We start from the raw sequence: 22,976 nt of genomic DNA, 5'->3' as shown, positions 1-22,976 counted from the left end.
TATTATTTTAAAAAACAGTAACTAGTGCTAAACTATAGAGCCTTGCATGAAATTATGGCAGAAAATATAATTAATTTATTGTAAATAATAAGAACGAAATAAAATTATTAACGGGGTGAAAGTTAGTGGCAAAAAAGATGACGCCAATGATGGAACAGTATCAGAAGGTGAAGGATCAATATCCAGATGCTTTTTTGTTTTATCGTTTAGGTGATTTTTATGAGCTGTTTAATGATGATGCGATTAAAGGAGCGCAACTACTAGAATTAACATTAACAACTAGAAATCATAGTGCTAAAAATCCAATCCCAATGTGTGGGGTGCCACATAGAGCTGTTAATAGCTATATTGATATTTTAATTGACAAAGGTTATAAAGTAGCAATTTGTGAACAGATGGAGGATCCTAAAAAAGCCAAGGGGATGGTTAAACGGGCTGTTACACGCCTTATTACCCCAGGAACACAAATGGATCTTAATGGAGAACAGGCGCGAGACAATAACTATTTAGCAGCAATAAGTATGCAAGATAATGCTTTTAATATTGCGTATACAGACTTGTCGACTGGAGAGCTTAAAACGACCGCCCTTGATAACGCTAATGATGCGGTTAACGAATTAGTTAATTTACAAAGTAAGGAAGTTGTAGTGGATGGTGAGCTTCCCGTTGAAATAACGACACAATTTAAACAACGGAACATCCTTCAATCTCACCAGCCGACCATCTTAAAAAATTCGGAGATAAGCTATCTTACTCAAGATCTTGAAGCAGCAGGTCAGCAGCATGTGGTTGGCCTGTTGGTATCATATTTATTAACAACGCAAAAACGTGCCCTTGCCCACTTGCAAAAAGCAATTGCTTACCAGCCAAGTTCTTTTATGAAAATTGACCATTATTCTAAAACTAACTTAGAATTGATGAAAAATATGCGAAGCGGTAAACGTCAAGGAACATTAGCCTGGCTCTTAGATGAGACTAAAACGGCAATGGGGAGCAGGCTGCTAAAACGGTGGATTGATCGGCCATTAATTAATCCGAATGCAATTAGCGAACGTCAAGATAAAGTCCAAGAATTATTAAATCATTATTTTGAAAGAAGCAATTTGCAACAAGAATTAATAAAGGTATATGACTTAGAGCGTTTGGCAGGAAGAGTGGCTTATGGCAGTGTTAATGGACGGGACCTTATTCAACTAAAGACGTCCCTTAGACAAGTCCCCAAAATAAAGTATGTTTTAGAAACACTAGATTCACCCGTTTTTGAGCAACTTCAAAAACAGCTTGATCCGTTAGATGATATAGCCGATTTAATTGACCGGGCTATCGTTGAGGAACCGCCGATTGCAATAACAGATGGCGGCGTAATTAAGGATGGTTATAATACACAATTAGACCAGTATCGTGATGCCATGAATAATGGAAAACAGTGGATTGCTGATCTTCAAGAGCATGAGCGGAAATTAACCGGCATAAATAATTTAAAAATTGGTTATAACCATGTCTTTGGTTACTATATTGAAGTTACGAAGGTTAATCTTGATAAATTACCAAAAGACCGCTATGAACGCAAGCAGACGCTGGTTAATGCCGAGCGATTCTCAACGCCTGAACTGAAAGAAAAAGAGGCATTAATAATGGGTGCTCAAGAAAAGTCAACCGCTCTTGAGTATGACCTCTTTGTAAAAATCCGTGAGCAAGTAAAAAGTCAGATCAAGCGATTGCAAAAATTAGCGCAACAATTAGCAGAATTAGATGTATTGCAAAGCTTTGCTGTAGTGAGTGAAGATTACCATTTCGTCCGCCCAACGATGAATACGGGACATGTTCTGAAGATTAAGGATGGCCGACACCCAGTAGTTGAAAAATTTATGGGGCATCAAGAATATGTTCCTAATGATGTTTTAATGGGTGATGATACTGATATTTTACTAATTACCGGGCCTAATATGTCTGGTAAGAGTACGTATATGCGTCAATTAGCCCTTATCGCGGTAATGGCGCAGGTTGGGTGTTTTGTACCTGCTAAGTCCGCCGAGCTGCCAATTTTTGATCAAGTTTTTACGCGAATTGGGGCAGCAGATGATCTAATTTCTGGTGAAAGTACATTTATGGTCGAAATGATGGAGGCTAATAATGCTTTAATGCATGCAACGGATCGAAGCTTAATTTTGTTTGATGAAATTGGTCGAGGAACGGCTACCTACGATGGGATGGCTTTGGCACAAGCAATTATTGAATATGTCCACCAGCATGTGCGTGCAAAGACTCTTTTCTCAACTCATTATCACGAATTAACCTCGCTGGAAGATAGTCTGGCACGACTGAAGAATGTTCATGTGGGAGCAACGGAAAAAGATGGTGAACTGGTATTTCTCCATAAAGTAAGTGCAGGACCAGCTGATAAGTCTTATGGGATCCATGTTGCAAAATTAGCAGGGATGCCAAGTTCATTGTTAAAACGTGCTGATACGATTCTTCAAAAATTAGAGAGAAAAGATATTAAACTACCATCATCCCCAGCAGAAAAAGATGGAAACTATCAAACTGAAACAATTTCTGCAAAAGTAAGTGAACCAGTGCCGACGAAAAAGAAGGCCACACCAGTGATTGAAGATAATGGTCAGCTTGAACTGTTTGCGACACCAACAGAGAAAAAGGAGACAAGCATTGACCGCCGCATTCTACACCAATTAAAAGAACTCAACCTGATGGGAATGACGCCTATGGATGTAATGAATCAGATTTATAAATGGCAGCAGAAATTGAAATAAGGTGATATTTAATGGGAAAAATTCATGAACTGGATAATATTTTAGCTGACCAAATAGCTGCCGGAGAAGTAATAGAACGTCCGGCATCAATTGTAAAAGAGTTAGTTGAAAATTCACTTGATGCCCATAGTCACCGTGTTGACATTATTGTTGAAAATTCTGGATTAGATAGCGTCCGGGTAATTGATGATGGTGATGGGATTGCTGCTGAAGACGTTAAACTTGCTTTTCATCGACATGCTACCAGTAAGATTAATTCACGGCATGACCTGTTTAAGGTCCAGACAATGGGGTTTCGTGGTGAAGCTTTACCTAGTATCGCTTCTGTTGCTGACGTAATACTAACTACTGCGCAAGCTGGACAAGATGAGGGCGCAATGATTCACCTACGTGGCGGGAAAGAATTAGCTATGAAGCCGGCAGGAGCACGACAGGGAACTGATATTAAAGTAACCGACCTGTTTTTTAATACTCCGGCACGGTTGAAATACCTCAAGTCGCCACAAACTGAATTAGCACGGATTACGGATATTATTAACCGGCTAGCACTGGCTAATCCAGCGGTTGCTTTTAGCTTTACCCATAACGGCCGTGAATTATTCCGTTCTGCTGGCAATAATAACCTTCAACAGGTTGTTGCAGCTATTTATGGTGTTCAGGCTGGACGAAAGATGTTAGAAGTAAAGGGCGCGGATAATGATTTTAAAATAAGCGGCTTCGTTTCTTTACCTGAATTAACCCGGGCATCGCGACAGTATATTACGATTACAATTAACCACCGTTATGTTCGCAATTTTGAATTAACCAAGGCAATCATCCAAGGGTATGAATCAAAGTTAATGGTTGGACGTTATCCATTGGCGGTAATTAATATTGACCTTGATCCTGTTTTAGTTGACGTTAATGTTCACCCGGCTAAACGCGAAGTTCGGTTGAGTAAAGAACAACAATTAACGAAATTAATTTCCAAAGTAATTCGCAAGCGGATTGCAGTTGAGAATTTAATTCCGAATGTGGATGCAGGTCAATTTATGCCGAATGATGATGAGATAGCCGACCTGGATCGACGCTTGAAAGAAGCATCACCGGCTTACCATGCCAATCCTGTTTCAACAGTTCCCACACAAGAAAAAGTAGCAGCAAATGATATTTCACCGGTTGCAGATAACCCTGCGAAAGCTGATGCTCATGATAGTGAGATTCCAGCCCCAATAGTTATCCATGATGTTAATGATTTAAAGACACCAGCGATGCAAAAATTTGATGAACGTTACCAAAACGAAGGAACTGTTACCCCTTTTACAGCTCCAATACCACCAATGAGTGCTAAGAAGCCTGAAAACATTGAATTGGACGTTCATGATAAAACTGATCAAAGCCAAAATCGTTTTCCTGAACTGCAATATATTGGTCAGTTGCAAGGGACATTTTTGTTAGCCCAGGCAGGTGACGGACTTTATATTATTGATCAACATGCGGCCCAAGAACGAATTAATTATGAGTATTATCGGCAAAAGATTGGTGAAGTGAGCCCAAGCCAACAGAATTTCTTAGTACCGCTTGTCCTAAACTATTCTACTGTTGACGCTTTAACTATTACCCAGCACCTGGATACTTTAGCAGCGGTCGGCTTGAATTTAGAGTCATTTGGTCAAAATAGTTTTATTTTGCGGTCGCACCCAACTTGGTTTAAGGAGGGGCAAGAAGAAGATACAGCTAAGGAAATGATTGATTGGCTAATTAAGAATGGTAAGCTAACAGTTAAGGAATTCCGAATGAAGACAGCAATCATGATGAGCTGTAAACGAGCGATTAAAGCTAATCACCATCTTGATGAACGAGAAGCAAAGGCGCTTTTAAAACGATTGCCACAATGCGAGAACCCATTTAATTGTCCCCATGGCCGGCCAGTTACCGTCCATTTTGATGACCAGGATTTGGAAAAAATGTTTAAGAGAATTCAGGATTCACATACCCCGTATGCTGATGATTTTGATGATCACGAATTTTAAGGAGGAACTGCTTTGTACGAATACTTAACAGGTTTTGTTTCAATTGTTGCCCCGCAATATATTGTTATTGACGTGCAGGGGGTAGGATATAAGTTATTAGTTGCTAATCCTTACCTTTACCAGGAAGATAAGGAGAAAAAGGTTCAAGTATATGTCTATCAAGCAGTTCGTGAAGACAATATTTCATTATTTGGTTTTAGAGATCAAAATGAAAAGAACTTATTTATGCAATTAATTAACGTTTCAGGTATCGGTCCGAAAAGTGCCTTAGCAATTTTGGCAAATCCTGACCACCAGGGACTAGTTGATGCAATTGCTAATAATAATGTTAGCTACTTAACTAAGTTCCCGGGAATTGGTAAAAAAACTGCTTCCCAAATTGTATTAGATTTACGTGATAAACTGAGTAAGGAAAGCAGCGGTTCATTATTTGCCGCAAATCAGTTAGCGGTTGACGTTAAAATTAATCAAGAACTAAAAGACGCCTTGGAAGCTTTAGCGGCATTAGGCTATAAAGAACGAGACATCAAAAAAGTACAAAAGAGCTTAATTAAAGAAGAAAAAATGCCGACTGATGAATATTTACGACAAGCATTACGGTTGCTTAATTAGGAGGTGCAACGATTGTGGAGCATGATCATGATGTTTTATCCGATCATTCAACAGGTGAAGAAGAGAGTAGAGTTGAAGTAACTCTTCGTCCGCAGAAGCTAAGCGAATATATCGGACAACCAAAGATAAAACATGAACTTAATGTGTATATTAAAGCAGCACAAACGCGTGAAGAAGCTCTTGACCATGTTTTACTTTACGGCCCGCCAGGTTTAGGTAAAACAACCCTTGCGATGGTGATAGCAAATGAAATGAGGGTTAACATCAAAACTACCAGTGGCCCGGCAATTGAAAAGCCTGGTGATCTGGTTGCCTTACTAAATGAGTTAAAGCCCGGCGATGTTTTGTTTGTTGATGAAATCCACCGTTTACCTAAAGTAGTGGAAGAAATGCTTTATTCTGCAATGGAAGACTATTACATTGATATTGTGATTGGCGAAGGACCAACTGCACATCCGGTTCATTTTCCGCTACCGCCGTTTACGTTAATTGGCGCAACAACGCGGGCAGGGATGCTTTCGGCGCCATTGCGGGACCGCTTTGGTATTGTTGAGCATATGAATTATTACACTCAAGAAGAATTAACAAAAATTATTTTCCGATCTGCTAAAATTTTTCATACGAGTATTCAAGATGAAGGAGCTCATGAACTATCATTGCGTTCAAGGGGTACCCCACGAATTGCTAATCGATTATTAAAACGAGTTCGGGATTTTGCTCAAGTTGCTGGAAAACAAAGCATTGATTCGGCAATTGTTAAGCAGGCTTTAGCTCTTCTTCAAGTTGATGACCGTGGCTTAGATGAAATTGACCGAAAGATGCTACTGACGATGATCAACTTTTATAATGGGGGACCGGTAGGGTTGAAGACGATTGCGGCTAATATTGGTGAAGAAACTAATACGATTGAAGAAATGTATGAGCCGTACCTTTTGCAGATTGGATTTATTAGCCGAACGCCACGGGGCCGATTGGTTACTCCTGCGGCTTATGAGCATTTAGGAATTATATATCCATCAGGGAAAAATAGTTGAGGAAGATTATGAGCAGTATAAAATTTACGGTTAAAGATAATGATGGGACTGCCCGTACAGGTCGTTTACAGGTTAATGGAAAGCAAATCGAAACGCCAGCCCTCGTTTACACGGGGGATGAATTGATAAAATTAGCTCCTGCTCAATTGGAACACGCGGGAGTTAGAGCGGTAAAAACTGCTGGGTTGATGCGGTGGCTAAAATATAATTCAACAATTGAAAGGTTGGGTGACCTTCATCAATTATTCCATTGGCAAGGGTTACTAATAATTGATTTACAAAATGACTACGCTTACGGTCTTGCAAAGCCACGAGGGAAGAAAAAAGATGGAGTCCGTTTTCACGATCCGGCAACAGGTCAATTAAAATTTTGGCAACCAGAAACAGCCCTCCATGTTCAACAAGATTTGGGGGCAGATATTTTTCAGAGTTTTGATCGAACTACTGACTATTATGCCCCGGTTGATGATCTTGAGGTTGGCGTAGAACAAACGAATAGCTGGTTAGCAGTAAATACCGCAGTAAAAGAGCAAACTTTTGGTACTGTTGCTGGTGGTGGATTAAGAAGACTACGGAAAAGTAGTGTTCAAGCAGTTGATCAAGCTGGGCTAGCGGGTTACCGTCTTAGTGGCATTCCTAGCAATTTAAATAATGCGGAATTTAAGCGAATAATAAATGAGGTTATGCCCTTATTATTGCCAATGCGGCCACGCTATTTAGACACAGCTACGACTTTAGGGCAAATGCTAGAAGCCATTTTATCAGGAGCAGATTTGATTGACAGCGACTTAGCAGCTAAAAAGGCGGCAAACGGTATAGCATTAGTTAGTGACAGGTTAACACCGCTTCATTTAGACCGTGAACATTTTAGCTTTGATTCACAGACAATCGATAATCAATGTTCTTGTGCAACCTGTCAAGCTGGCTATTCGCGAGCGTCACTCCATTCATTGGTTGCTGATCATAGTTTTTATGGTGAGCAGTTATTACTTCAACATAATCTTTTTACGTTAAATAAGTTAATGGCTGATTTGCGAGAAGCAATTAAAGATCATCAAACAAAAAAATTTGTTCAAGAATTATTGTAGAATCAATAGAGAATATAGCTTTTTATGATAAAGTTTGTTAAAGTTAATGTTAGTTAACTTTTTGAAGGGATGGATAGACTGTGAATAGTTTGAGTAGTTTTGTTCTTGGTGCTGCTTCATCTAACAATGCAAGTGGTTACTCAGGAATTATTTTAATCATCTTAATGGTTGCTTTGATGTACTTCTTTATGATTCGCCCACAACAAAAGCAACGTAAAGAACACCAAGAGATGATGAACGAGTTGCACCCAGGTGATGAAGTAGTAACGATTGGCCGGATGCATGGTAAGATTGATTCAATTAATAAAGCTGATCGGACAGTTACTTTAGATTGTGAAGGAATTTACCTTACTTTTGATATGGTTGCCATTGCACGGGTTGTAAAGCGCGCCGATGCCCCGGCTAGTGAAGCCCCACAAAATAATGAAGCTGATTCCGCCAGCTCTGCAGTAGACAGTGCTGATGCTGCAACCGCTGATAGTGCTGCTAATGAAACTACTTCTGCAGCCAGTGCTAATGACGAGCAAAAGAAGAGCGAAGAAAAATAATTTAAGAATAAGGATGAAAATAGTCGTAAATAAGCGAAGATTTTCATCTTTTTTATTTGGTTGTTAATCTCTTTTATTGCTATACTAAAGAATAGTGTTAAATTTTATTCGGGTAAGGAGAATAGCATAATGGCAGATCCATTAACAGCGATTTTTGAACAGATCAAAAAATATAATAAAATAATTATTCACCGTCATCAGCGCCCTGATCCAGATGCAATCGGTTCACAAGTAGGACTTGCAGAAATTTTGCGTGCCTCATTCCCATATAAGCAGATCTATGTTGTCGGCAAGCATATTTCAGGATTTGACTGGATTGGTGAAATGGATACGGTTGACAACCAAACTTTTGACGACGCATTAGTGATTGTCACGGATACAGCTAATGCCCCACGGATAGACGATCGGCGTTTTGATAATGGTGATGAGTTAATCAAGATCGACCACCACCCTAATGATGAACCGTTTGGTGATATTATGTGGGTTGAACCGGATGCTTCTAGCTGTTCTGAAATGATTTATAGTTTTTATCAGCGGTTCGCAAAGGAGCTAACTCTTCCTAAAAAAGCTGCACATGCATTATATGCGGGGATTATTGGTGACACAGGCCGTTTCCTTTATCCTGCAACAACCCCACGAACGATGTTGGTTGCAGGTTCATTAATGGCAGCGGGGGCAAATGCGGCGGAAATAAGCCAGCATGAAAATGAAATTACTTTGCCAGTGGCGCGGTTATCAGCGTATGTTTACGATAATTTAAAAATTTTAGATGATGGGGCAGCTTATGTTATTTTAACCAATGAAATTTTAGAACGGTTTGGTTTAACAGAAGCAGGTACATCTGCAATCGTATCTTTACCAGGTCGAATTCATGATGTTACGGCGTGGGCCATTTTTGTAGAACAAGAAGATGGTCATTACCGCATTCGTCTTCGTTCAAAGGGTCCGACAATCAATGGGCTGGCTAAGAATCATGATGGGGGCGGTCACCCTCTTGCTAGTGGCGCAAAGGCAAAAGATGAGACAGAAATTAACCAGGTAATTGATGAACTGAACCAATTAACACAAAGTTATACAAATCAAAAGACGAAAGGGAAATAAGGATGAATGATAAAAATTTTGCTGATTTTAAGTTACAGCCATACTTGTTAACAGCAATACAAAAAATTAACTTCCGTCGGCCAACACCGGTACAGCAAAGTGTAATTCCAGTAATTATGGCTGGACGAAGTGTTGTTGGTCAGTCAGCAACTGGTAGCGGGAAGACACACGCCTTTCTTTTACCGCTTTTTTCAAAGATTAATCCGGAAGTACAAGCAGTTCAGGCGGTGATTACAACTCCTAGCCGCGAATTGGCATATCAAATTTATAATGCGGCAAAGCAACTTAATAAGTATGCTCCTCATCCACTGACGATTCACAATTACGTGGGTGGAACGGATAAACAGCACCAAATTGAACAATTAAGTCGAAAACAACCACAGCTGGTAATTGGAACTCCTGGCCGTGTATTAGACTTGATTAGGAGCCAAGCATTAGATATTCATACTGCTAAAATGTTTGTTGTAGACGAAGCAGACATGACCTTAGATATGGGGTTCTTACACGAAGTTGACCAAATTGCTAGTCACTTCCCAGATGATCTGCAAATGATGGTTTTCTCAGCAACGATCCCTCAAAAACTCCGACCATTTTTGAAGAAATATATGGAAAATCCTGTCGTTGAAGAAATTCCAACTGAGGCAGTGATTAATCCGGACGTTGACAATTGGTTAATGTCCACTAAAGGGCAGGATCGTAACCAATTAATTTATCGCTTGCTGACTCTTGGGGAACCGTACCTTGCTTTAGTTTTTGCTAACACAAAGGAGCGGGTAGTCGAATTAACGCAATACTTAGAAAATCAAGGATTAAAGGTAGCGATGATTCATGGCGGCTTGGAAGCCCGTCGTCGAAAACGAACCATGCGGCAGATCCATAATCTTGAATATCAATATGTAGTTGCAACCGATTTAGCAGCACGGGGGATTGATATTGATGGAGTGTCATTAGTAATCAATGATGACTTACCAACTGATCTTGAATACTTTGTCCATCGGGTTGGTCGTACGGGTCGAAATGGGATGAAAGGGACTGCTATTACCTTATATGCACCCGCTGAAGATGATCTTATTGCTAAACTTGAAGACCGTGGCGTTAAATTTGTTCCAAAAGAATTGAAAAATGGACAAATAGTTACAACGCATGACCGTAACCGACGAAAACATTATAAGCACCGCCAAAATGAGCTTGATCCGTCAATGAAAGGTTATGTTAAAAAGACAAAGAAAAAAGTAAAGCCAGGATATAAAAAGCGAATTAAAAAGGCAATCAAAGAGGACGAACAGCAAAAATACAAGCTGGAATTACGGCATAAAATCCGTAAGGCTAAACGAGCACGGCAAAAGCAGCATCGCCGTGAACGAAATTCCCGTTGATTTTAAAGTGATTGTTAGTTATAATATGACACGTTTGGGATATGCTACGATTAATAGAAAGTTTCAGAGACAGCTGGGAAGGTGTGACAGCTGACTTTCTGGTCGTAGTGCTCCCCATTCGGATAATTTAATATTTAACCTTGGGAAACCAAGAAGTAAAGAGGTAAACGACTTCCATCGTTGCAAGCAGAGTGGTACCGCGTCAGTTCGGCGTCTCTGATTCGCAATGGTGGTTTTTGTTTTAGAAAGGGCGATTTGATGAAAGAGCTGAAAAAACTGAATAGCGCGCAAGTACGACGGATGTACTTAAAATTCTTTGAAGAGCATGGTCATAAGGTTATGCCGAGCGCATCATTAGTGCCGGTAAATGATCCAACATTACTCTGGATTAACTCTGGTGTGGCAACGATGAAGAAGTACTTTGACGGGAAAGTTGTTCCTGATAATCCACGAATGACAAGTTCACAAAAGAGTATTCGGACTAATGATATTGAGAATGTCGGAAAGACTGCACGTCATCATACAATGTTTGAAATGCTTGGAAACTTTTCTGTCGGTGATTACTTTAAAAATGAAGTAATTCCATGGGCTTGGGAATTACTAACAAGCGATGAATGGTTCGGTTTTGATCCTGAACGTCTATACATTACCTACTACCCTAAAGATCACGATGCATATAACCGTTGGCGGGAAGTAGGCGTTGCTGAAGATCACTTAATTGCTGATGAAGATAATTTCTGGGATATTGGTCAGGGTCCATCTGGTCCTGATACTGAAATTTTTTACGACCGGGGACAAGAATTTAATAATTTAGCTGATGATGATCCAGAAAACTACCCTGGTGGTGAAAATGAACGCTACCTTGAAATTTGGAATATTGTTTTCAGTCAGTTCAACCACACGCCAGAAGATACCTATGAGCCGCTTCCGCATAAAAATATTGATACGGGGATGGGACTTGAACGGGTTGTCTCTATCTTTGAAAATGCCCCAACCAACTTTGAAACCGACTTATTTATGCCATTGATTAAGCAGGCGGAGAAATTTAGCGGTAGTAAGAAATATGGTCAAAATAAAGAAGATGATATCCAATTTAAGATTATTGCTGACCATATTCGGACGATTACCTTTGCAATTGGTGATGGTGCTTTACCATCAAATGTTGGCCGCGGATATGTTATCCGTCGTTTGCTTCGGCGGGCGGTTGTTGCAGGAAAGAAGCTTGGCATTGATGAGCCTTTCTTGGCAAAGATGGTACCAACAGTTGGTAAAATCATGGAAGATTATTATCCTGATGTCCTCAAAAATGCTGATTACATTGCTTCAGTCATTAAATCTGAAGAAGACCGCTTTAGTGCAACATTGAACGGCGGATTAAATCTGTTGAATAATGTGATTGCGGAAGCTAAAGAAAATAAGACGAATGTAATCGATGGTCAAACAGCATTTAAACTTTATGATACTTATGGTTTTCCAATCGAATTGACTAAAGAGTATGCTGAAGATGAAGGCTTAACAGTTGATGAAAAAGGATTCCAGGCAGCAATGACTGAACAGCAGAACCGTGCACGGAACGCTCGAGACATGGATAACGGAATGGGTGTTCAAACGGACTTATGGACTTCATTTAAGGAAGATAGTAAGTATGTCGGTTATACTGATTTGACTGTTGATAACGCAAAAGTTATTGGATTGGCACATGATGGCAAACAAGCTGACGAGGCTCAACCTGGTGATCAAAATATTGAATTAATTTTTGATGTCACACCATTCTACGCTGAAATGGGTGGTCAAGTTGCTGATACCGGTGACATTATTGATAACTACGGTAAAAAAGTTGGCCGTGTTGTTGATGTTCAACATGCACCAAACCAACAAAACCTTCACCGTGTAGAATTAACTGCACCAATTAAAAAGGGTGCGCGTTACAAATTAGTGGTAGACCGTATTCGCCACCTTAAAATTGAAAAGAACCATACGGCAACCCACCTTCTTGATCAAGCTTTGCGGAATGTTCTTGGCGGTCACACGCAACAAGCTGGTTCATTAGTTGAAGAACATTACTTACGGTTTGACTTCAACCACTTTGGTCAGGTAACGGCAGAAGACCTTAAAAAGGTTGAAAACATGGTTAATGAACAAATCTGGAAGGAAATTCCCGTTAAGACTGTTGAAACTGATATTGACTCTGCTAAGGAAATGGGCGCAATCGCCTTATTCTCAGATAAATATGGTGACAAGGTTCGCGTTGTAAAAATTGGTGACTTTAATACAGAATTTTGTGGCGGGGATCATGTAAAGAACACGAATGAGCTTGGCCTCTTTAAGATCGTTTCTGAAGGAGGGGTCGGTGCAGGTGTACGACGGATTGAAGCCGTAACATCTAGTGATGCCTTTAAGTATCTTCAAGATCGTGATGACCTCCTAACTAAGAGTGCTGCTAGTTTGAAAGTTGCTCAAATTAAAGAGGTTCCTCACCAGGTAGAAACGCTTCAAAATGAATTAAAAGAAGCACAAAAGCAAAATGAAGCACTTCAAGCTAAGATTGCTGCTCAACAAGCAAATAATGTTTTTGAAAATATCCAATCAACTAAGAACGGAAGCTTGATTGCTGCTGAGGTTCAAGTTGCAGGAATGGGACAATTACGACAACTTGCTGATACTTGGCGGTCAAAAGAGCTATCAGATGTCTTGGTACTCGCAACGGCTAATGATGGAAAAGCAAATCTGTTGGTAGCCGTAAGTGATGCCAAAATTAAGGATGGGTTAAAAGCCGGTGACTTAATTAAGGCAATTGCACCAGCTATCAATGGTGGCGGTGGCGGTCGTCCTAATTTAGCCCAAGCCGGGGGAAAGAACCCAGCCGGAATTAAGGACGCATTAAGTCAAGCTAAGGAATATTTAGATAAATAAATACCTGGTTTATAGCAGGTAGGTAATGAGATAAGGCTGAGGAAAATTTGTTCATTTTCCTCAGCCTTATCTTTCCTTTTTGTTAATATATTACTGTTTACTTACAATTGACAAATGTAAATTGTGATTTGAAGCAGAATATAGTAAAATTAGTGGTTGAAAGAATATCTGGAGGTGACGATTGATGGCTACAAATGATAAAACGATGTTCTTTGATTTTGGTCAGGAACATCAAGAAGATATTAAGCAAACATTAAAGACGGTTTATGAATCATTAGAAGAAAAGGGCTATAATCCAATTAATCAAATTGTCGGTTATCTTTTATCTGGTGATCCCGCATACATTCCGCGTTTAAATAATGCACGTAACTTGATTCGTCAACATGAACGCGACGAAATTATTGAAGAGCTTGTTCGGTCATACCTAAAGAATAATGGTGAGACCAAATGAGACTAATGGGATTAGACGTTGGCTCTAAAACAGTCGGCATCTCAGTTAGCGATCCGCTTGGCTGGACGGCACAGGCTGTTGAGATTATTCCAATTGACGAAGAAAATGAAGTTTTTGGAATTGATCGCGTTGCCGAATTGGTAAAAAAAGAGCAAGTGGCTGGCTTTGTAATTGGACTCCCTAAAAATATGAATAATACTGAGGGTCCTCGCGTCGAAGCTTCGCAACACTACGGTAAGTTATTACAACAACGTTTTCCAGATATTCCAATTGACTTTCAAGATGAACGTTTAACGACGGTTGAGGCTCACCGAATGTTAGTTGAGGAAGCAGATATTTCACGTGCTAAGCAAAAAAAGGTTATTGATGAAGTTGCGGCAACTTTCATTTTACAAAGCTATTTGGACCGCCATGGCCGTCTTGTGACAAAGTTAAAATGAGGGATTAATATGAGTAAACAACAAGAAAATGACGAAAATATGATTACATTAATTGATGAGAATGGTAATGAACAATTGTTTAAGGAATTGTTCACGTTTGATTCAGATGATTATGGTAAATCTTATATTTTTATTTATCCAGCTGAACAAGAAAATGATGAATCCGTTGATATCCAAGCTTACATTGTCGCTGATAATGAAGATGGAGATGGGCAAGACCTTGTCCCAATTGAGGATGACAAAGAATGGGACATGGTTGAAGAAGTATTAAATACTTTCCTCGATAATGACGGTAATTTTAAGGCTTAATTAAAATTACGACATAAGATAACTAAATTATTAACCAAAGGGCACTGTAGACACGATTTGTCACAGTCCTTTTTCTTTACTAAGAGAATGGAAGGATTAAAAGAATGGTTTTAACAACCTTTATTATTTTGATTTTAATTGGGTGTTTTACTAATGGTCATCGTCGTGGGCTGTTTACGATGATCTTAATGCTGGGAACCTATATTATTGCTTGGTTAGTTGCACGACAAGGTACACAGTTAATTGGCGGGTGGTTAAAGTCAATATTGCCAGACATTGGAACATCGGCAACCTTTTCAGATAATTTACTGTCAAATGTAAATAGCAGCCTCTTCTTTTATAATGGGATTGCTTTTATGATCATTTTTACGGTTGTTTCAATTCTTTGTCATTGGGGAATTCGTCAGCTAAACTGGATAAAAAAGATCCCGGTAATTGGAACAGTAGATAAGCTAGCTGGTGGGGTAATCTCATTTTTAATTGGTTATATGATTATCTATGTTGTCCTGCTTATTATGCAGTTATTTCCAGCTGGCTGGTGGCAAATGCAAATGGCAAATTCAGAGTTAGCACGTTTTATGATTAATCAAACACCAGGAATAGCGCATTTAGTAATTAATACGCTAGTACAGGGAGGATAAAATGAATAACAAAATTTTAGAGACATTAGAGTTTGATCGAATAAAAGGGCAGCTTGCGCAATATCTGGTTTCTGCAGCCGGACATCGCGAATTAAGGCAGCTTGTTCCGCAAACTAATTATGAAGCCGTCAAAGAACTTTTAACGGAAACCACTGACGGTGCAGATATTTTAAGACTGGAAGATGGAATCCCTATTCCGCAATTAGCTGACATTAAGCCCCAGTTGAAACGCTTAAAAATTAAGGCAAATTTGAATGGGACAGAACTGGCTCAGATTACTAAAGTATTGCAAACCAGTATGAGTGTTAAAAACTTTTTTGATCAAATGCGGGAGAAAAAAATTAAACTTCGCGTTTTGAATACGGAGGTTGATCAACTGGTTACCATTCCGTCAATTACCCAGCGGCTAGTCCGTTCGATTGATCCTGATGGGCGGATAAATGATGAAGCATCCTCTAAACTTCACGGAATTCGTCAGTTAATTATCCAAACGGAATCAGATATTCATGAGCAAATGGAAAAATATACTCATGGGAAGAATGCAAAATATTTAAGCGATCCGATTATTACAATGCGCAATGACCGCTATGTTATTCCGGTAATAGCTCGGTATCGAAATAAGTTTGGCGGGGTTGTACATGATCAAAGTGCTAGTGGTCAAACCTTATACATTGAACCGGCAGCCGTTGTTGAAACTAATAACCGGTTACGTCAGGCACAGATAGAAGAGCGGCACGAGATGCGGAGAGTATTGATTGAACTATCACAGCTGATTGCTCCTTATCGTCATGATATCGGACAAAATGAAACAATCCTTGGTCATCTTGATTTTATTAATGCCAAGGCACGCTGGGCTCATGACAACAAGGCAACTTTGCCAGTGTTGAGTAAAGAGAATCATGTGTTGCTGCGAAAAGCACGTCATCCGTTGATTGATCCTAAACGAGTGGTTACAAATGACATTAAAATCGGTGCAGACTATCAGGCCATTATTATCACTGGTCCTAACACCGGTGGTAAAACGATTACGCTTAAGACACTAGGAATAATTCAATTGATGGGGCAATCAGGACTATTCATTCCCGCAGATGAAGGCAGTACGATTGGTATTTTTGATAATGTATTTGCCGACATTGGTGACGAACAATCACTAGAGCAAAACCTGAGTACTTTCTCTGGTCATATGGACGGGGTAAAGGCAATCCTTGAACAGATTACAAGCCGTAGTTTAGTCCTGCTAGATGAGCTTGGTGCAGGAACTGATCCTAAAGAAGGGGCAGCACTGGCCATGGCAATCCTCGATGATATTGGTAGTAAGGGCGCAATGGTGGTAATTACAACCCACTATCCAGAACTAAAAGTCTATGGATATGATCGGGCAAAAACGATTAATGCAAGTATGGAGTTTGATCAAGAAACTCTTAAGCCAACATATAAATTATTACTGGGCATTCCGGGACGTTCAAACGGGCTAGAAATTGCGCAACGTTTGGGGATTGCTTCCCAAATTATTGACGAGGCCCGAACTTTAGTTAGTGATGATAGTCAAGATCTCAATAACATGATTGGTGATTTAGTAGAACAAAGAAAAAAGGCGCGTGAAGAAAGTGAAAGGCTAGCAAAGTTAGTCGCTAAAAATAAACAGGTTCAGCAAGAGCTTGATGAGAAGCTAACGCGGTTTAACGAACAACGTGATAAGCTGTATGAGCAGGCGCGTTCAAAAGCGAACCATCAAGTTTCGATGGCTAAGAAAAAAGCTGACCGAATTATTCATCATTTACGTCAATTGGAAGTCCAACAAGGCGGTAATGTAAAAGAAAATGAATTAATTGATGCGCAAGGTCAATTAAATGCTCTTCATCGTGATAATCCACGCTTGCAGCATAATTCGGTTTTGCAACGGGCCAAGCAAAAACATGACTTGCATAAAGGTGACGCGGTGTTGGTAAAGTCATATGGTCAATATGGTGAATTATTATCCAAACGTGGAAACCATAAGTGGGAGGTTCAAATTGGTATCCTAAAAATGGAAATCGATGAGAATAACTTAGAAAAGGTAGCTAAAAAAGATTTGCCACGCGAAAAAGACGCAAGGAAACGCCCAAGAGCTGCTGTTAGGACGACTCAGACAAGGAAAACATCGGCACGTCTTGATTTACGTGGGCACCGCTATGAACAAGCAATGAGTGAGCTGAGTAATTTCATTGATCATGCTTTGTTAAATAACCTCTCGACAGTAACGATTATTCATGGAAAGGGAACTGGTGCGCTTCGCAAAGGTACCCAGCAATACCTCCAGAGCAATCCCCGCGTTAAATCATTCTCGTATGCTGCACCTAATGCTGGCGGTGACGGCGCAACAATTGTTAATTTATAATTGCTTACTATAAAAAAGTAAGCAACATAAATGACATTTAAGAAGTGGTTTGTTAGAATAACAGTAAGAAGGACAAAGGAGGAATAGAAAATGGCTGTAAATGTAACAACAGACCAAACCTTTGAACAAGATACTGCAACCGGGGTCGACTTAATCGATTTCTGGGCAATTTGGTGTGGACCTTGTCGAATGCAATCACCAGTTGTGGAGGCATTATCAGATAAGATGACTGATGTCAATTTCTTTAAGATGGATGTTGACCAAAATCCAGAAACAGCACAACAGTTTCGGATTATGAGTATCCCAACATTAATGATTAAGAAGAATGGACAAGTAGTTGACCAAGTAGTTGGCTACCACAGTGAAGATCAATTGAAACAAATTTTACAACAATATGTTGATTAAAAATTTATTAAGAGAAAACAAAAAGTAGGGATATAATTTTTATTCCCTACTTTTTTTCTTTTCTCTTCAGTTTTAACAACGAATGACGTCCTTCTTTTTTAGGCTTTTCTTCTTCAGAATCAGGACGGTCAATGTTGATGAATGTTACCATTTCAGATCGTTCATTATCAGCAGAATTTTGCGGATCGCTTTGGATAAGAATCTCAACGTAATCACGGTGACGGTCAAAAATTTTTGCCTCTGCAACCGTCCCGAGTTGAAATTCTATCTCTTGGGCAAGAAACCCGCATTCTAAGCCAAAGGAGGTTTCTTCTTCGTTACGTTGAATTCGTTCTTTTACAATTACCCCGGAAAGCCGCCATACTTGTGAAGTGTTGCTCTTCTTTCGTAATGCTAATCGTCCAAAGCCGAGTTGATTAGTTAGGTGTATTAAATCTTCAGTTGTAGCAACTGGGTATACTCGAGCAAGATCTTTGCCGATCCAATATAGCATTTCATCGGTTTCCTTTCCCAAAATAGCTGGTAAAATGACGTCCCGCATTGTACCGACACCCAATCCCTGATGGCTTGCTATTAACTGATTATACAATTTCTGACTCATATCAACTCGCTCCTTTTTAGCAATCATTATTATTATACTTAAAAATTAAGATCTTAATAGTGGAAAACTTGAAAAACTTGCAAAATCTTGCATAGAAACGGATAATATAGTTTCAAGGATTTAACGTTTTAATGAATTTAACGAGGTGGAACAAATGGATAATCGACCAATCGGGGTTATGGATTCAGGGTTAGGCGGACTATCTGTAATCCGTGTCCTGCGGGAAGAAATGCCCCATGAATCTATTATTTTTGTTGGTGACCAAGGAAATTTTCCATATGGGATTAAGACAAGGGAACAGATTCAAAAATTAGCATTGCGAATTGGGAGGTTTCTTGTAACTAAGCAAGTAAAGCTAATGATAATTGCTTGTAACACGGCAACCGCGGCAGCTTTTCAGCTTCTTCAGGAACAATTACCGATTCCAGTGATTGGTGTAATTGAGCCGGGGGCGAGGGCAGCTGTTCAACACCAGTATGACAAAATTGGTGTTATTGGAACAGAATCAACCATTAAAAATGGTGCATATAAAAAAACATTGACTAAGCTTGATCCATCAGTGACGGTTATCAGCCATCCTACTCAACCATTAGTTTCAATTGTTGAACATGGTCAAACGGGGACAATAATAGCACAAAACGCGGTAAATAAAGAATTACAGGTCTTTGAGGGTCAAGCGATCCAAGCGTTGATTTTGGGCTGTACCCACTTTCCGTTTTTGCAAAAAGAAATTAGTAATAAACTTGGCGCAAACGTCCAATTAATTGATCCAGCCTTTGAAACAATTCGCCAAGCTAGAAACTTATTAACGAGTGAAAAACGATTAAGTAATAACCCGTCACCGATTATCGATCTTTATTCCACGGGTGATGTTAATGAGTTAATTGCTGGTGCGCAGAAATGGTTACCCAATGGTTATACTAAATGTGATCACATTAAATTAGATAAGGAAGGCTAAAATGAAAACAATTGTAATTGCGACTAAGAATGCGGGTAAAGCGAGTGAATATCAAAAGATGCTTGCGCCACTAGGAATTAAAGTTAAAACTCTTGCAGATTTTTCACCGATATCAATTGATGAGAATGGTGCAACTTTTGAAGAAAACGCGACAATTAAAGCTGAAACTGCGGCTAAAGAGTTGCGGTTGCCTGTTATGGCTGATGATTCTGGATTAGTAGTCGATGCCTTAAATGGTGCACCGGGCGTATATTCAGCTAGGTATGCAGGTGATCATGATGACGCGGCTAACAACGCTAAACTCTTAAAAAATTTAGCAAACGTTCCTGATGAACAGCGAACAGCCCATTTTCATACCACTATTGTTGGTGTAAAACCAGATGGTACAAAGTTAGTTGCTAACGGTCGTGTTGATGGGCATATTCTTCGCCAATTAACTGGTGAGAATGGCTTCGGTTATGATCCGCTTTTTTATGTAGACGAGCTTGGCAAGTCAATGGCGCAGTTAACGGCAGAGCAAAAGAACCAAATAAGCCACCGTGGGAAGGCATTACGGAGCTTCATGAAACAATTTAATGATTGGTGGGAATAGAATGAGAATCCTAGTTGTAAGTGATAATCATCGTGAAGACAAAATTCTAACTGAAATTGTTCAGACAATGCGGGATAAAGTTGAGTTGATGGTTCATTGCGGTGATTCCGAATTAAATCCTGCTAAAGAACCCATGAGTAATTTTAAGGCCGTGAAGGGAAATAATGATTATGGGCTATCATATCCTAATGAATTAACAATTGATGAAGGGAAGGAAACAATCTTTATCACCCATGGACATTTGCACCGGGTTAATTTTTCACTAACGCCGCTAATGCTTGCGGCTGAAGAAAAAGACGCTTCAATTGTATGCTATGGTCATACGCATCAATTAGGTGCAGTTTATGATCACCATATGTTAATCGTTAATCCCGGTAGCATTAGCTTTCCCCGTGGACAATATGCTAGCATTGGCGGAACTTTTGCGATTATCGATGCACGGGCTGATAAGTTTATTGTTGACTATTATGACCGGCAAATGAATGCTATTCCGTCCTTACATTGTGAGTTCAACCGTAAATAAAGGAGTGTATTTTTGTGATTGATCAGCGTTTGCAGACTCTATTGTTGAAAAATAAGCAAAAGTTCATGATTCCAGCAAGTTTAGTCGCAACGGTAAATCAGAGTAATAGTCTCGATCATGCATTTTTAGTACTAACGAAAGATCGATACGCCAAAATTATCGTAATTGACAATGAAAACCATTATTGTGGGCAGATTTCTTTGGCGATGATTACAGATCAGCTATTAGAAACCCAACGAATTAATGTTGAACGTTTAAATGAATTAATAGTTGCTGACGTTATGCAAACAGATGCGCCGGTAATAAAAGATCCGACAGATATTGAAGAAAACCTACACCTTTTAATAGATCAATCATTTTTACCGGTCGTTGATGACGAAAACTACTTTTGCGGGATTGTGACACGGCGAGAAGTCTTAAAGGCTGTTAATTATACAGTACATACTTTTGGTAAATAAAAAGCTGGGACTTTCCTTGAATAGCTATATAGCTTTTAAGGAAGGCTCCAGCTTTTATTAACGGTTATTCTTGATTATGTCGTTGATAGTTTGTAAAACCCCGTCATGGTTATTATCGGTTATTGTAGTGTGCGCAGCTTGCATTTTGATAATTGGCTGAGCATTTTTCATTGCATAACTTTGACTGGTCATTGCTAACATTCCTAAGTCGTTCTCATTATCACCGAAAGTAACAATTTCATCTGGCTTTAAATGTAGGTGCTTTTGTAAAATTGAAAGAGCATTTTGCTTGGTAGCGACAGCATTACCGATAAGGTCGGTATTAAAACCTGAATTTTCCATAATTAACGATGGTGGCAAATAGCCGTCTAAAGTTGCTGCTACTTTTTTGAGATTAATATGATTAGCAAAGTTAATTGAGATTTTTGTAAAGTCATCATTGGAATGTTGGCTAAAAATTTTGCGAATATCAGGGACTCGTTCGACATTCTCGTAGAATAATTTAACAATTTCAAAATCATGCGGACTCATTCCTTGATCAACATATGATTTTTCACTCGTTGAGATTACGAGCTGGTTAATATCATTAGGACCATAGAAACGATCCAGAACATGGATAACGCGTGCTAAAGCTTCTTGGTTAATAGGGAAAGATTTAAAAAGCTTATCACCAAGATGGATAACTGAACCGTTTTGGGAAATGAACCCCATTTTAGTAGTATAATCCTTAAATTCGCGTTGTAGACGGGGATAGCTTGACCCGCTGGCAGCAACAAAGAAAATATTATGACGTTCAAGCTGCCGAAATACCTTATTAAATAATGAATGATTATATGTGTGATCATCACGCAAAAATGTTCCATCCATATCGGTGGCAATTAATTTAATGCTCATTTGTCATTCCCTCCCAGGCAATTGGAATATTATTTGTTCGTAATTCTTTAAGGTAGGCTGCCAAGAAGCGGCTTGCAACGGTTGATTGTTTTCCGCTAACTGCTGTAATCGTTACCCGAAAGACCAGTGTTCCGTCTGGAGTTACGACTGGCCCTACAATAACGGGTTTCAGCTGCAGCGCCTTTATCCGCGGTACCAGCTTCTTATTAACCTGCGTAACAATTTCTTCTACCCTATTAAGAGGGGTTTTTGAAGTAATGTGGATATCGATATTGCTGACCATATTATTTCGCGATAGGTTTTGGACGATGGTAATGTTGCGGTTAGGGATGAAATTAAGTGTTCCATCAGAACTAGTAACTTGGGTGGTCCGGATACCCAAAGCGGTTACAGTCCCTTTGATTTGACCAATTTGAACAGTATCACCAACGTCTAATTGCTGCTCAAGCAAAATAAAAAAACCGGTAACGATATCGCTAACAAGGCTTTGTGCACCAAGACCTAATGCTAAACTGAAAATACCAGCCCCGGCAATTAGTGTCCCAACCGGAACGCCAATTTCCGATAATATGGCATATAGCAAGAAGAAATAGCAAGTATAACGATAAATATTTAATACTAGGGTTTTCACCGTTGCCATCCGATTGCTATTTTTAAGGACATTATATTTCTTGGATTCTTGAAAAAGATGAACAATAACTACTCGGCCTAACCATAAAATTATTAAAAATAAGACAAACGTAACGACAATTAAGAGAAATTTGCTTAAAAGCTGTTGTGAAATTTCGTGCCAGGATAGATCTGTAAAGGCCTTTTTTAGCTGTTCCATTTGTTTTGATGTAAATGAAGCGACACCAGTGATCATAATAACC

Annotated in this window: 22 protein-coding genes; 19 read left to right on the top strand and 3 right to left on the bottom strand. The window is 39.4% G+C overall.

Translation table 11 applies throughout. The features are described 5' to 3' along the window. Positions 1–125 precede the first annotated feature (125 nt). From mutS to trxA, 15 genes are all read left to right on the top strand, one after another. On the top strand, positions 126–2,771 hold the full coding sequence (gene mutS / locus H5S41_RS07775; protein WP_182602876.1) for a DNA mismatch repair protein MutS: 2,646 nt from the start codon (positions 126–128) through the stop codon (positions 2,769–2,771). Positions 2,772–2,782: 11 nt separating this feature from the next. Further along, the gene (gene mutL, locus H5S41_RS07770; protein WP_182602875.1) at positions 2,783–4,783 is read left to right on the top strand and encodes a DNA mismatch repair endonuclease MutL; all 2,001 of its coding nucleotides are present in this window, start codon (positions 2,783–2,785) and stop codon (positions 4,781–4,783) included. A gap of 12 nt (positions 4,784–4,795) precedes the next feature. After that, positions 4,796–5,395, top strand: a complete 600-nt coding sequence (gene ruvA, locus H5S41_RS07765) for a Holliday junction branch migration protein RuvA (RefSeq protein ID WP_182602874.1) — start codon at positions 4,796–4,798, stop codon at positions 5,393–5,395. 14 nt (positions 5,396–5,409) lie between these two features. Then, positions 5,410–6,429, top strand: coding sequence for a Holliday junction branch migration DNA helicase RuvB (gene ruvB, locus H5S41_RS07760; protein WP_182602873.1), 1,020 nt, complete (start codon positions 5,410–5,412; stop codon positions 6,427–6,429). 8 nt (positions 6,430–6,437) lie between these two features. Continuing rightward, the gene (locus tag H5S41_RS07755; protein ID WP_182602872.1) at positions 6,438–7,517 is read left to right on the top strand and encodes a tRNA-ribosyltransferase family protein; all 1,080 of its coding nucleotides are present in this window, start codon (positions 6,438–6,440) and stop codon (positions 7,515–7,517) included. 80 nt (positions 7,518–7,597) lie between these two features. After that, the gene (gene yajC, locus H5S41_RS07750; protein ID WP_182602871.1) at positions 7,598–8,065 is read left to right on the top strand and encodes a preprotein translocase subunit YajC; all 468 of its coding nucleotides are present in this window, start codon (positions 7,598–7,600) and stop codon (positions 8,063–8,065) included. A gap of 129 nt (positions 8,066–8,194) precedes the next feature. Further along, on the top strand, positions 8,195–9,166 hold the full coding sequence (locus H5S41_RS07745) for a DHH family phosphoesterase (protein WP_182602870.1): 972 nt from the start codon (positions 8,195–8,197) through the stop codon (positions 9,164–9,166). 2 nt (positions 9,167–9,168) lie between these two features. Next, positions 9,169–10,542, top strand: a complete 1,374-nt coding sequence (locus H5S41_RS07740; protein WP_182602869.1) for a DEAD/DEAH box helicase — start codon at positions 9,169–9,171, stop codon at positions 10,540–10,542. A gap of 258 nt (positions 10,543–10,800) precedes the next feature. Then, positions 10,801–13,455: an alanine--tRNA ligase gene (gene alaS / locus H5S41_RS07735; protein ID WP_153710226.1), complete on the top strand. Its 2,655-nt coding sequence runs from the start codon at positions 10,801–10,803 to the stop codon at positions 13,453–13,455. A gap of 184 nt (positions 13,456–13,639) precedes the next feature. Next, positions 13,640–13,906: an IreB family regulatory phosphoprotein gene (locus H5S41_RS07730; protein WP_153710227.1), complete on the top strand. Its 267-nt coding sequence runs from the start codon at positions 13,640–13,642 to the stop codon at positions 13,904–13,906. Then, the gene (gene ruvX, locus H5S41_RS07725) at positions 13,903–14,346 is read left to right on the top strand and encodes a Holliday junction resolvase RuvX (RefSeq protein WP_153710228.1); all 444 of its coding nucleotides are present in this window, start codon (positions 13,903–13,905) and stop codon (positions 14,344–14,346) included. Before H5S41_RS07730 ends, ruvX begins: the two co-directional genes overlap by 4 nt. Before the next feature lie 9 nt (positions 14,347–14,355). Further along, on the top strand, positions 14,356–14,655 hold the full coding sequence (locus H5S41_RS07720; protein WP_182597398.1) for a DUF1292 domain-containing protein: 300 nt from the start codon (positions 14,356–14,358) through the stop codon (positions 14,653–14,655). A 104-nt stretch (positions 14,656–14,759) separates the two neighbouring features. Beyond that, positions 14,760–15,296 carry a CvpA family protein gene (locus tag H5S41_RS07715; RefSeq protein ID WP_182602868.1) on the top strand — a complete coding sequence of 179 codons (537 nt, stop codon included), beginning with the start codon at positions 14,760–14,762 and terminating at the stop codon, positions 15,294–15,296. Between the two features lies 1 nt (position 15,297). Next, positions 15,298–17,673 (top strand): endonuclease MutS2, encoded by a 2,376-nt coding sequence (locus H5S41_RS07710; protein ID WP_182602867.1) that lies wholly within the window; start codon positions 15,298–15,300, stop codon positions 17,671–17,673. Between the two features lie 90 nt (positions 17,674–17,763). Continuing rightward, a complete protein-coding gene (gene trxA, locus H5S41_RS07705) occupies positions 17,764–18,078 on the top strand; it encodes a thioredoxin (RefSeq protein ID WP_182602866.1) in 315 nt (104 codons plus the stop codon). Positions 18,079–18,124: 46 nt separating this feature from the next. On the opposite strand, the gene H5S41_RS07700 is transcribed toward trxA, so the two are convergent. Then, positions 18,125–18,679, bottom strand: a complete 555-nt coding sequence (locus H5S41_RS07700; protein ID WP_182602865.1) for a YslB family protein — start codon at positions 18,677–18,679, stop codon at positions 18,125–18,127. Positions 18,680–18,833: 154 nt separating this feature from the next. Here H5S41_RS07700 and murI point away from each other — a divergent pair, with 154 nt between their 5' ends. The 4 genes from murI to cbpB are packed head-to-tail and all read left to right on the top strand — an operon-like array spanning position 18,834 to position 21,210. Continuing rightward, entirely contained in the window at positions 18,834–19,637 is an 804-nt protein-coding gene (gene murI, locus H5S41_RS07695; protein WP_182602864.1) for a glutamate racemase, read from the top strand. Between the two features lies 1 nt (position 19,638). Beyond that, positions 19,639–20,229: an XTP/dITP diphosphatase gene (locus H5S41_RS07690; RefSeq protein ID WP_182597393.1), complete on the top strand. Its 591-nt coding sequence runs from the start codon at positions 19,639–19,641 to the stop codon at positions 20,227–20,229. A 1-nt stretch (position 20,230) separates the two neighbouring features. Further along, positions 20,231–20,752, top strand: coding sequence for a YfcE family phosphodiesterase (locus tag H5S41_RS07685; RefSeq protein WP_182602863.1), 522 nt, complete (start codon positions 20,231–20,233; stop codon positions 20,750–20,752). 14 nt (positions 20,753–20,766) lie between these two features. After that, positions 20,767–21,210 carry a cyclic-di-AMP-binding protein CbpB gene (gene cbpB, locus H5S41_RS07680; RefSeq protein ID WP_182602862.1) on the top strand — a complete coding sequence of 148 codons (444 nt, stop codon included), beginning with the start codon at positions 20,767–20,769 and terminating at the stop codon, positions 21,208–21,210. A 57-nt stretch (positions 21,211–21,267) separates the two neighbouring features. Here the strand turns inward: cbpB and H5S41_RS07675 are convergent, their stop codons facing one another. Both H5S41_RS07675 and H5S41_RS07670 read right to left on the bottom strand, forming a co-directional pair. Continuing rightward, entirely contained in the window at positions 21,268–22,104 is an 837-nt protein-coding gene (locus tag H5S41_RS07675; protein WP_182597390.1) for an HAD-IIB family hydrolase, read from the bottom strand. Further along, on the bottom strand, positions 22,094–22,969 hold the full coding sequence (locus H5S41_RS07670) for a mechanosensitive ion channel family protein (protein WP_182602861.1): 876 nt from the start codon (positions 22,967–22,969) through the stop codon (positions 22,094–22,096). The genes H5S41_RS07675 and H5S41_RS07670 overlap by 11 nt, the downstream gene beginning before the upstream one ends. Positions 22,970–22,976: the final 7 nt, after the last annotated feature.

The organism is Limosilactobacillus albertensis (assembly GCF_014145555.1).
Lineage (GTDB): Bacteria > Bacillota > Bacilli > Lactobacillales > Lactobacillaceae > Limosilactobacillus > Limosilactobacillus albertensis.
Note: the sequence above shows the minus strand (reverse complement) of the source record. Positions and strands in the feature narration are given on the sequence as shown.

What these genes read in the sequence shown, in the direction of transcription:
- H5S41_RS07715 (WP_182602868.1), top strand. Translation starts at nt 14,760, where the DNA reads ATGGTTTTAACAACCTTTATTATTTTGATTTTAATTGGGTGTTTTACT.
- H5S41_RS07710 (WP_182602867.1), top strand. Translation starts at nt 15,298, where the DNA reads ATGAATAACAAAATTTTAGAGACATTAGAGTTTGATCGAATAAAAGGG.
- H5S41_RS07730 (WP_153710227.1), top strand. Translation starts at nt 13,640, where the DNA reads ATGGCTACAAATGATAAAACGATGTTCTTTGATTTTGGTCAGGAACAT.
- ruvX (WP_153710228.1), top strand. Translation starts at nt 13,903, where the DNA reads ATGAGACTAATGGGATTAGACGTTGGCTCTAAAACAGTCGGCATCTCA.
- H5S41_RS07740 (WP_182602869.1), top strand. Translation starts at nt 9,169, where the DNA reads ATGAATGATAAAAATTTTGCTGATTTTAAGTTACAGCCATACTTGTTA.
- mutL (WP_182602875.1), top strand. Translation starts at nt 2,783, where the DNA reads ATGGGAAAAATTCATGAACTGGATAATATTTTAGCTGACCAAATAGCT.
- H5S41_RS07755 (WP_182602872.1), top strand. Translation starts at nt 6,438, where the DNA reads ATGAGCAGTATAAAATTTACGGTTAAAGATAATGATGGGACTGCCCGT.
- H5S41_RS07700 (WP_182602865.1), bottom strand. Translation starts at nt 18,679, where the DNA reads ATGAGTCAGAAATTGTATAATCAGTTAATAGCAAGCCATCAGGGATTG.
- trxA (WP_182602866.1), top strand. Translation starts at nt 17,764, where the DNA reads ATGGCTGTAAATGTAACAACAGACCAAACCTTTGAACAAGATACTGCA.
- H5S41_RS07675 (WP_182597390.1), bottom strand. Translation starts at nt 22,104, where the DNA reads ATGAGCATTAAATTAATTGCCACCGATATGGATGGAACATTTTTGCGT.
- H5S41_RS07690 (WP_182597393.1), top strand. Translation starts at nt 19,639, where the DNA reads ATGAAAACAATTGTAATTGCGACTAAGAATGCGGGTAAAGCGAGTGAA.
- alaS (WP_153710226.1), top strand. Translation starts at nt 10,801, where the DNA reads ATGAAAGAGCTGAAAAAACTGAATAGCGCGCAAGTACGACGGATGTAC.
- H5S41_RS07720 (WP_182597398.1), top strand. Translation starts at nt 14,356, where the DNA reads ATGAGTAAACAACAAGAAAATGACGAAAATATGATTACATTAATTGAT.
- H5S41_RS07745 (WP_182602870.1), top strand. Translation starts at nt 8,195, where the DNA reads ATGGCAGATCCATTAACAGCGATTTTTGAACAGATCAAAAAATATAAT.
- murI (WP_182602864.1), top strand. Translation starts at nt 18,834, where the DNA reads ATGGATAATCGACCAATCGGGGTTATGGATTCAGGGTTAGGCGGACTA.
- H5S41_RS07685 (WP_182602863.1), top strand. Translation starts at nt 20,231, where the DNA reads ATGAGAATCCTAGTTGTAAGTGATAATCATCGTGAAGACAAAATTCTA.
- H5S41_RS07670 (WP_182602861.1), bottom strand. Translation starts at nt 22,969, where the DNA reads ATGATCACTGGTGTCGCTTCATTTACATCAAAACAAATGGAACAGCTA.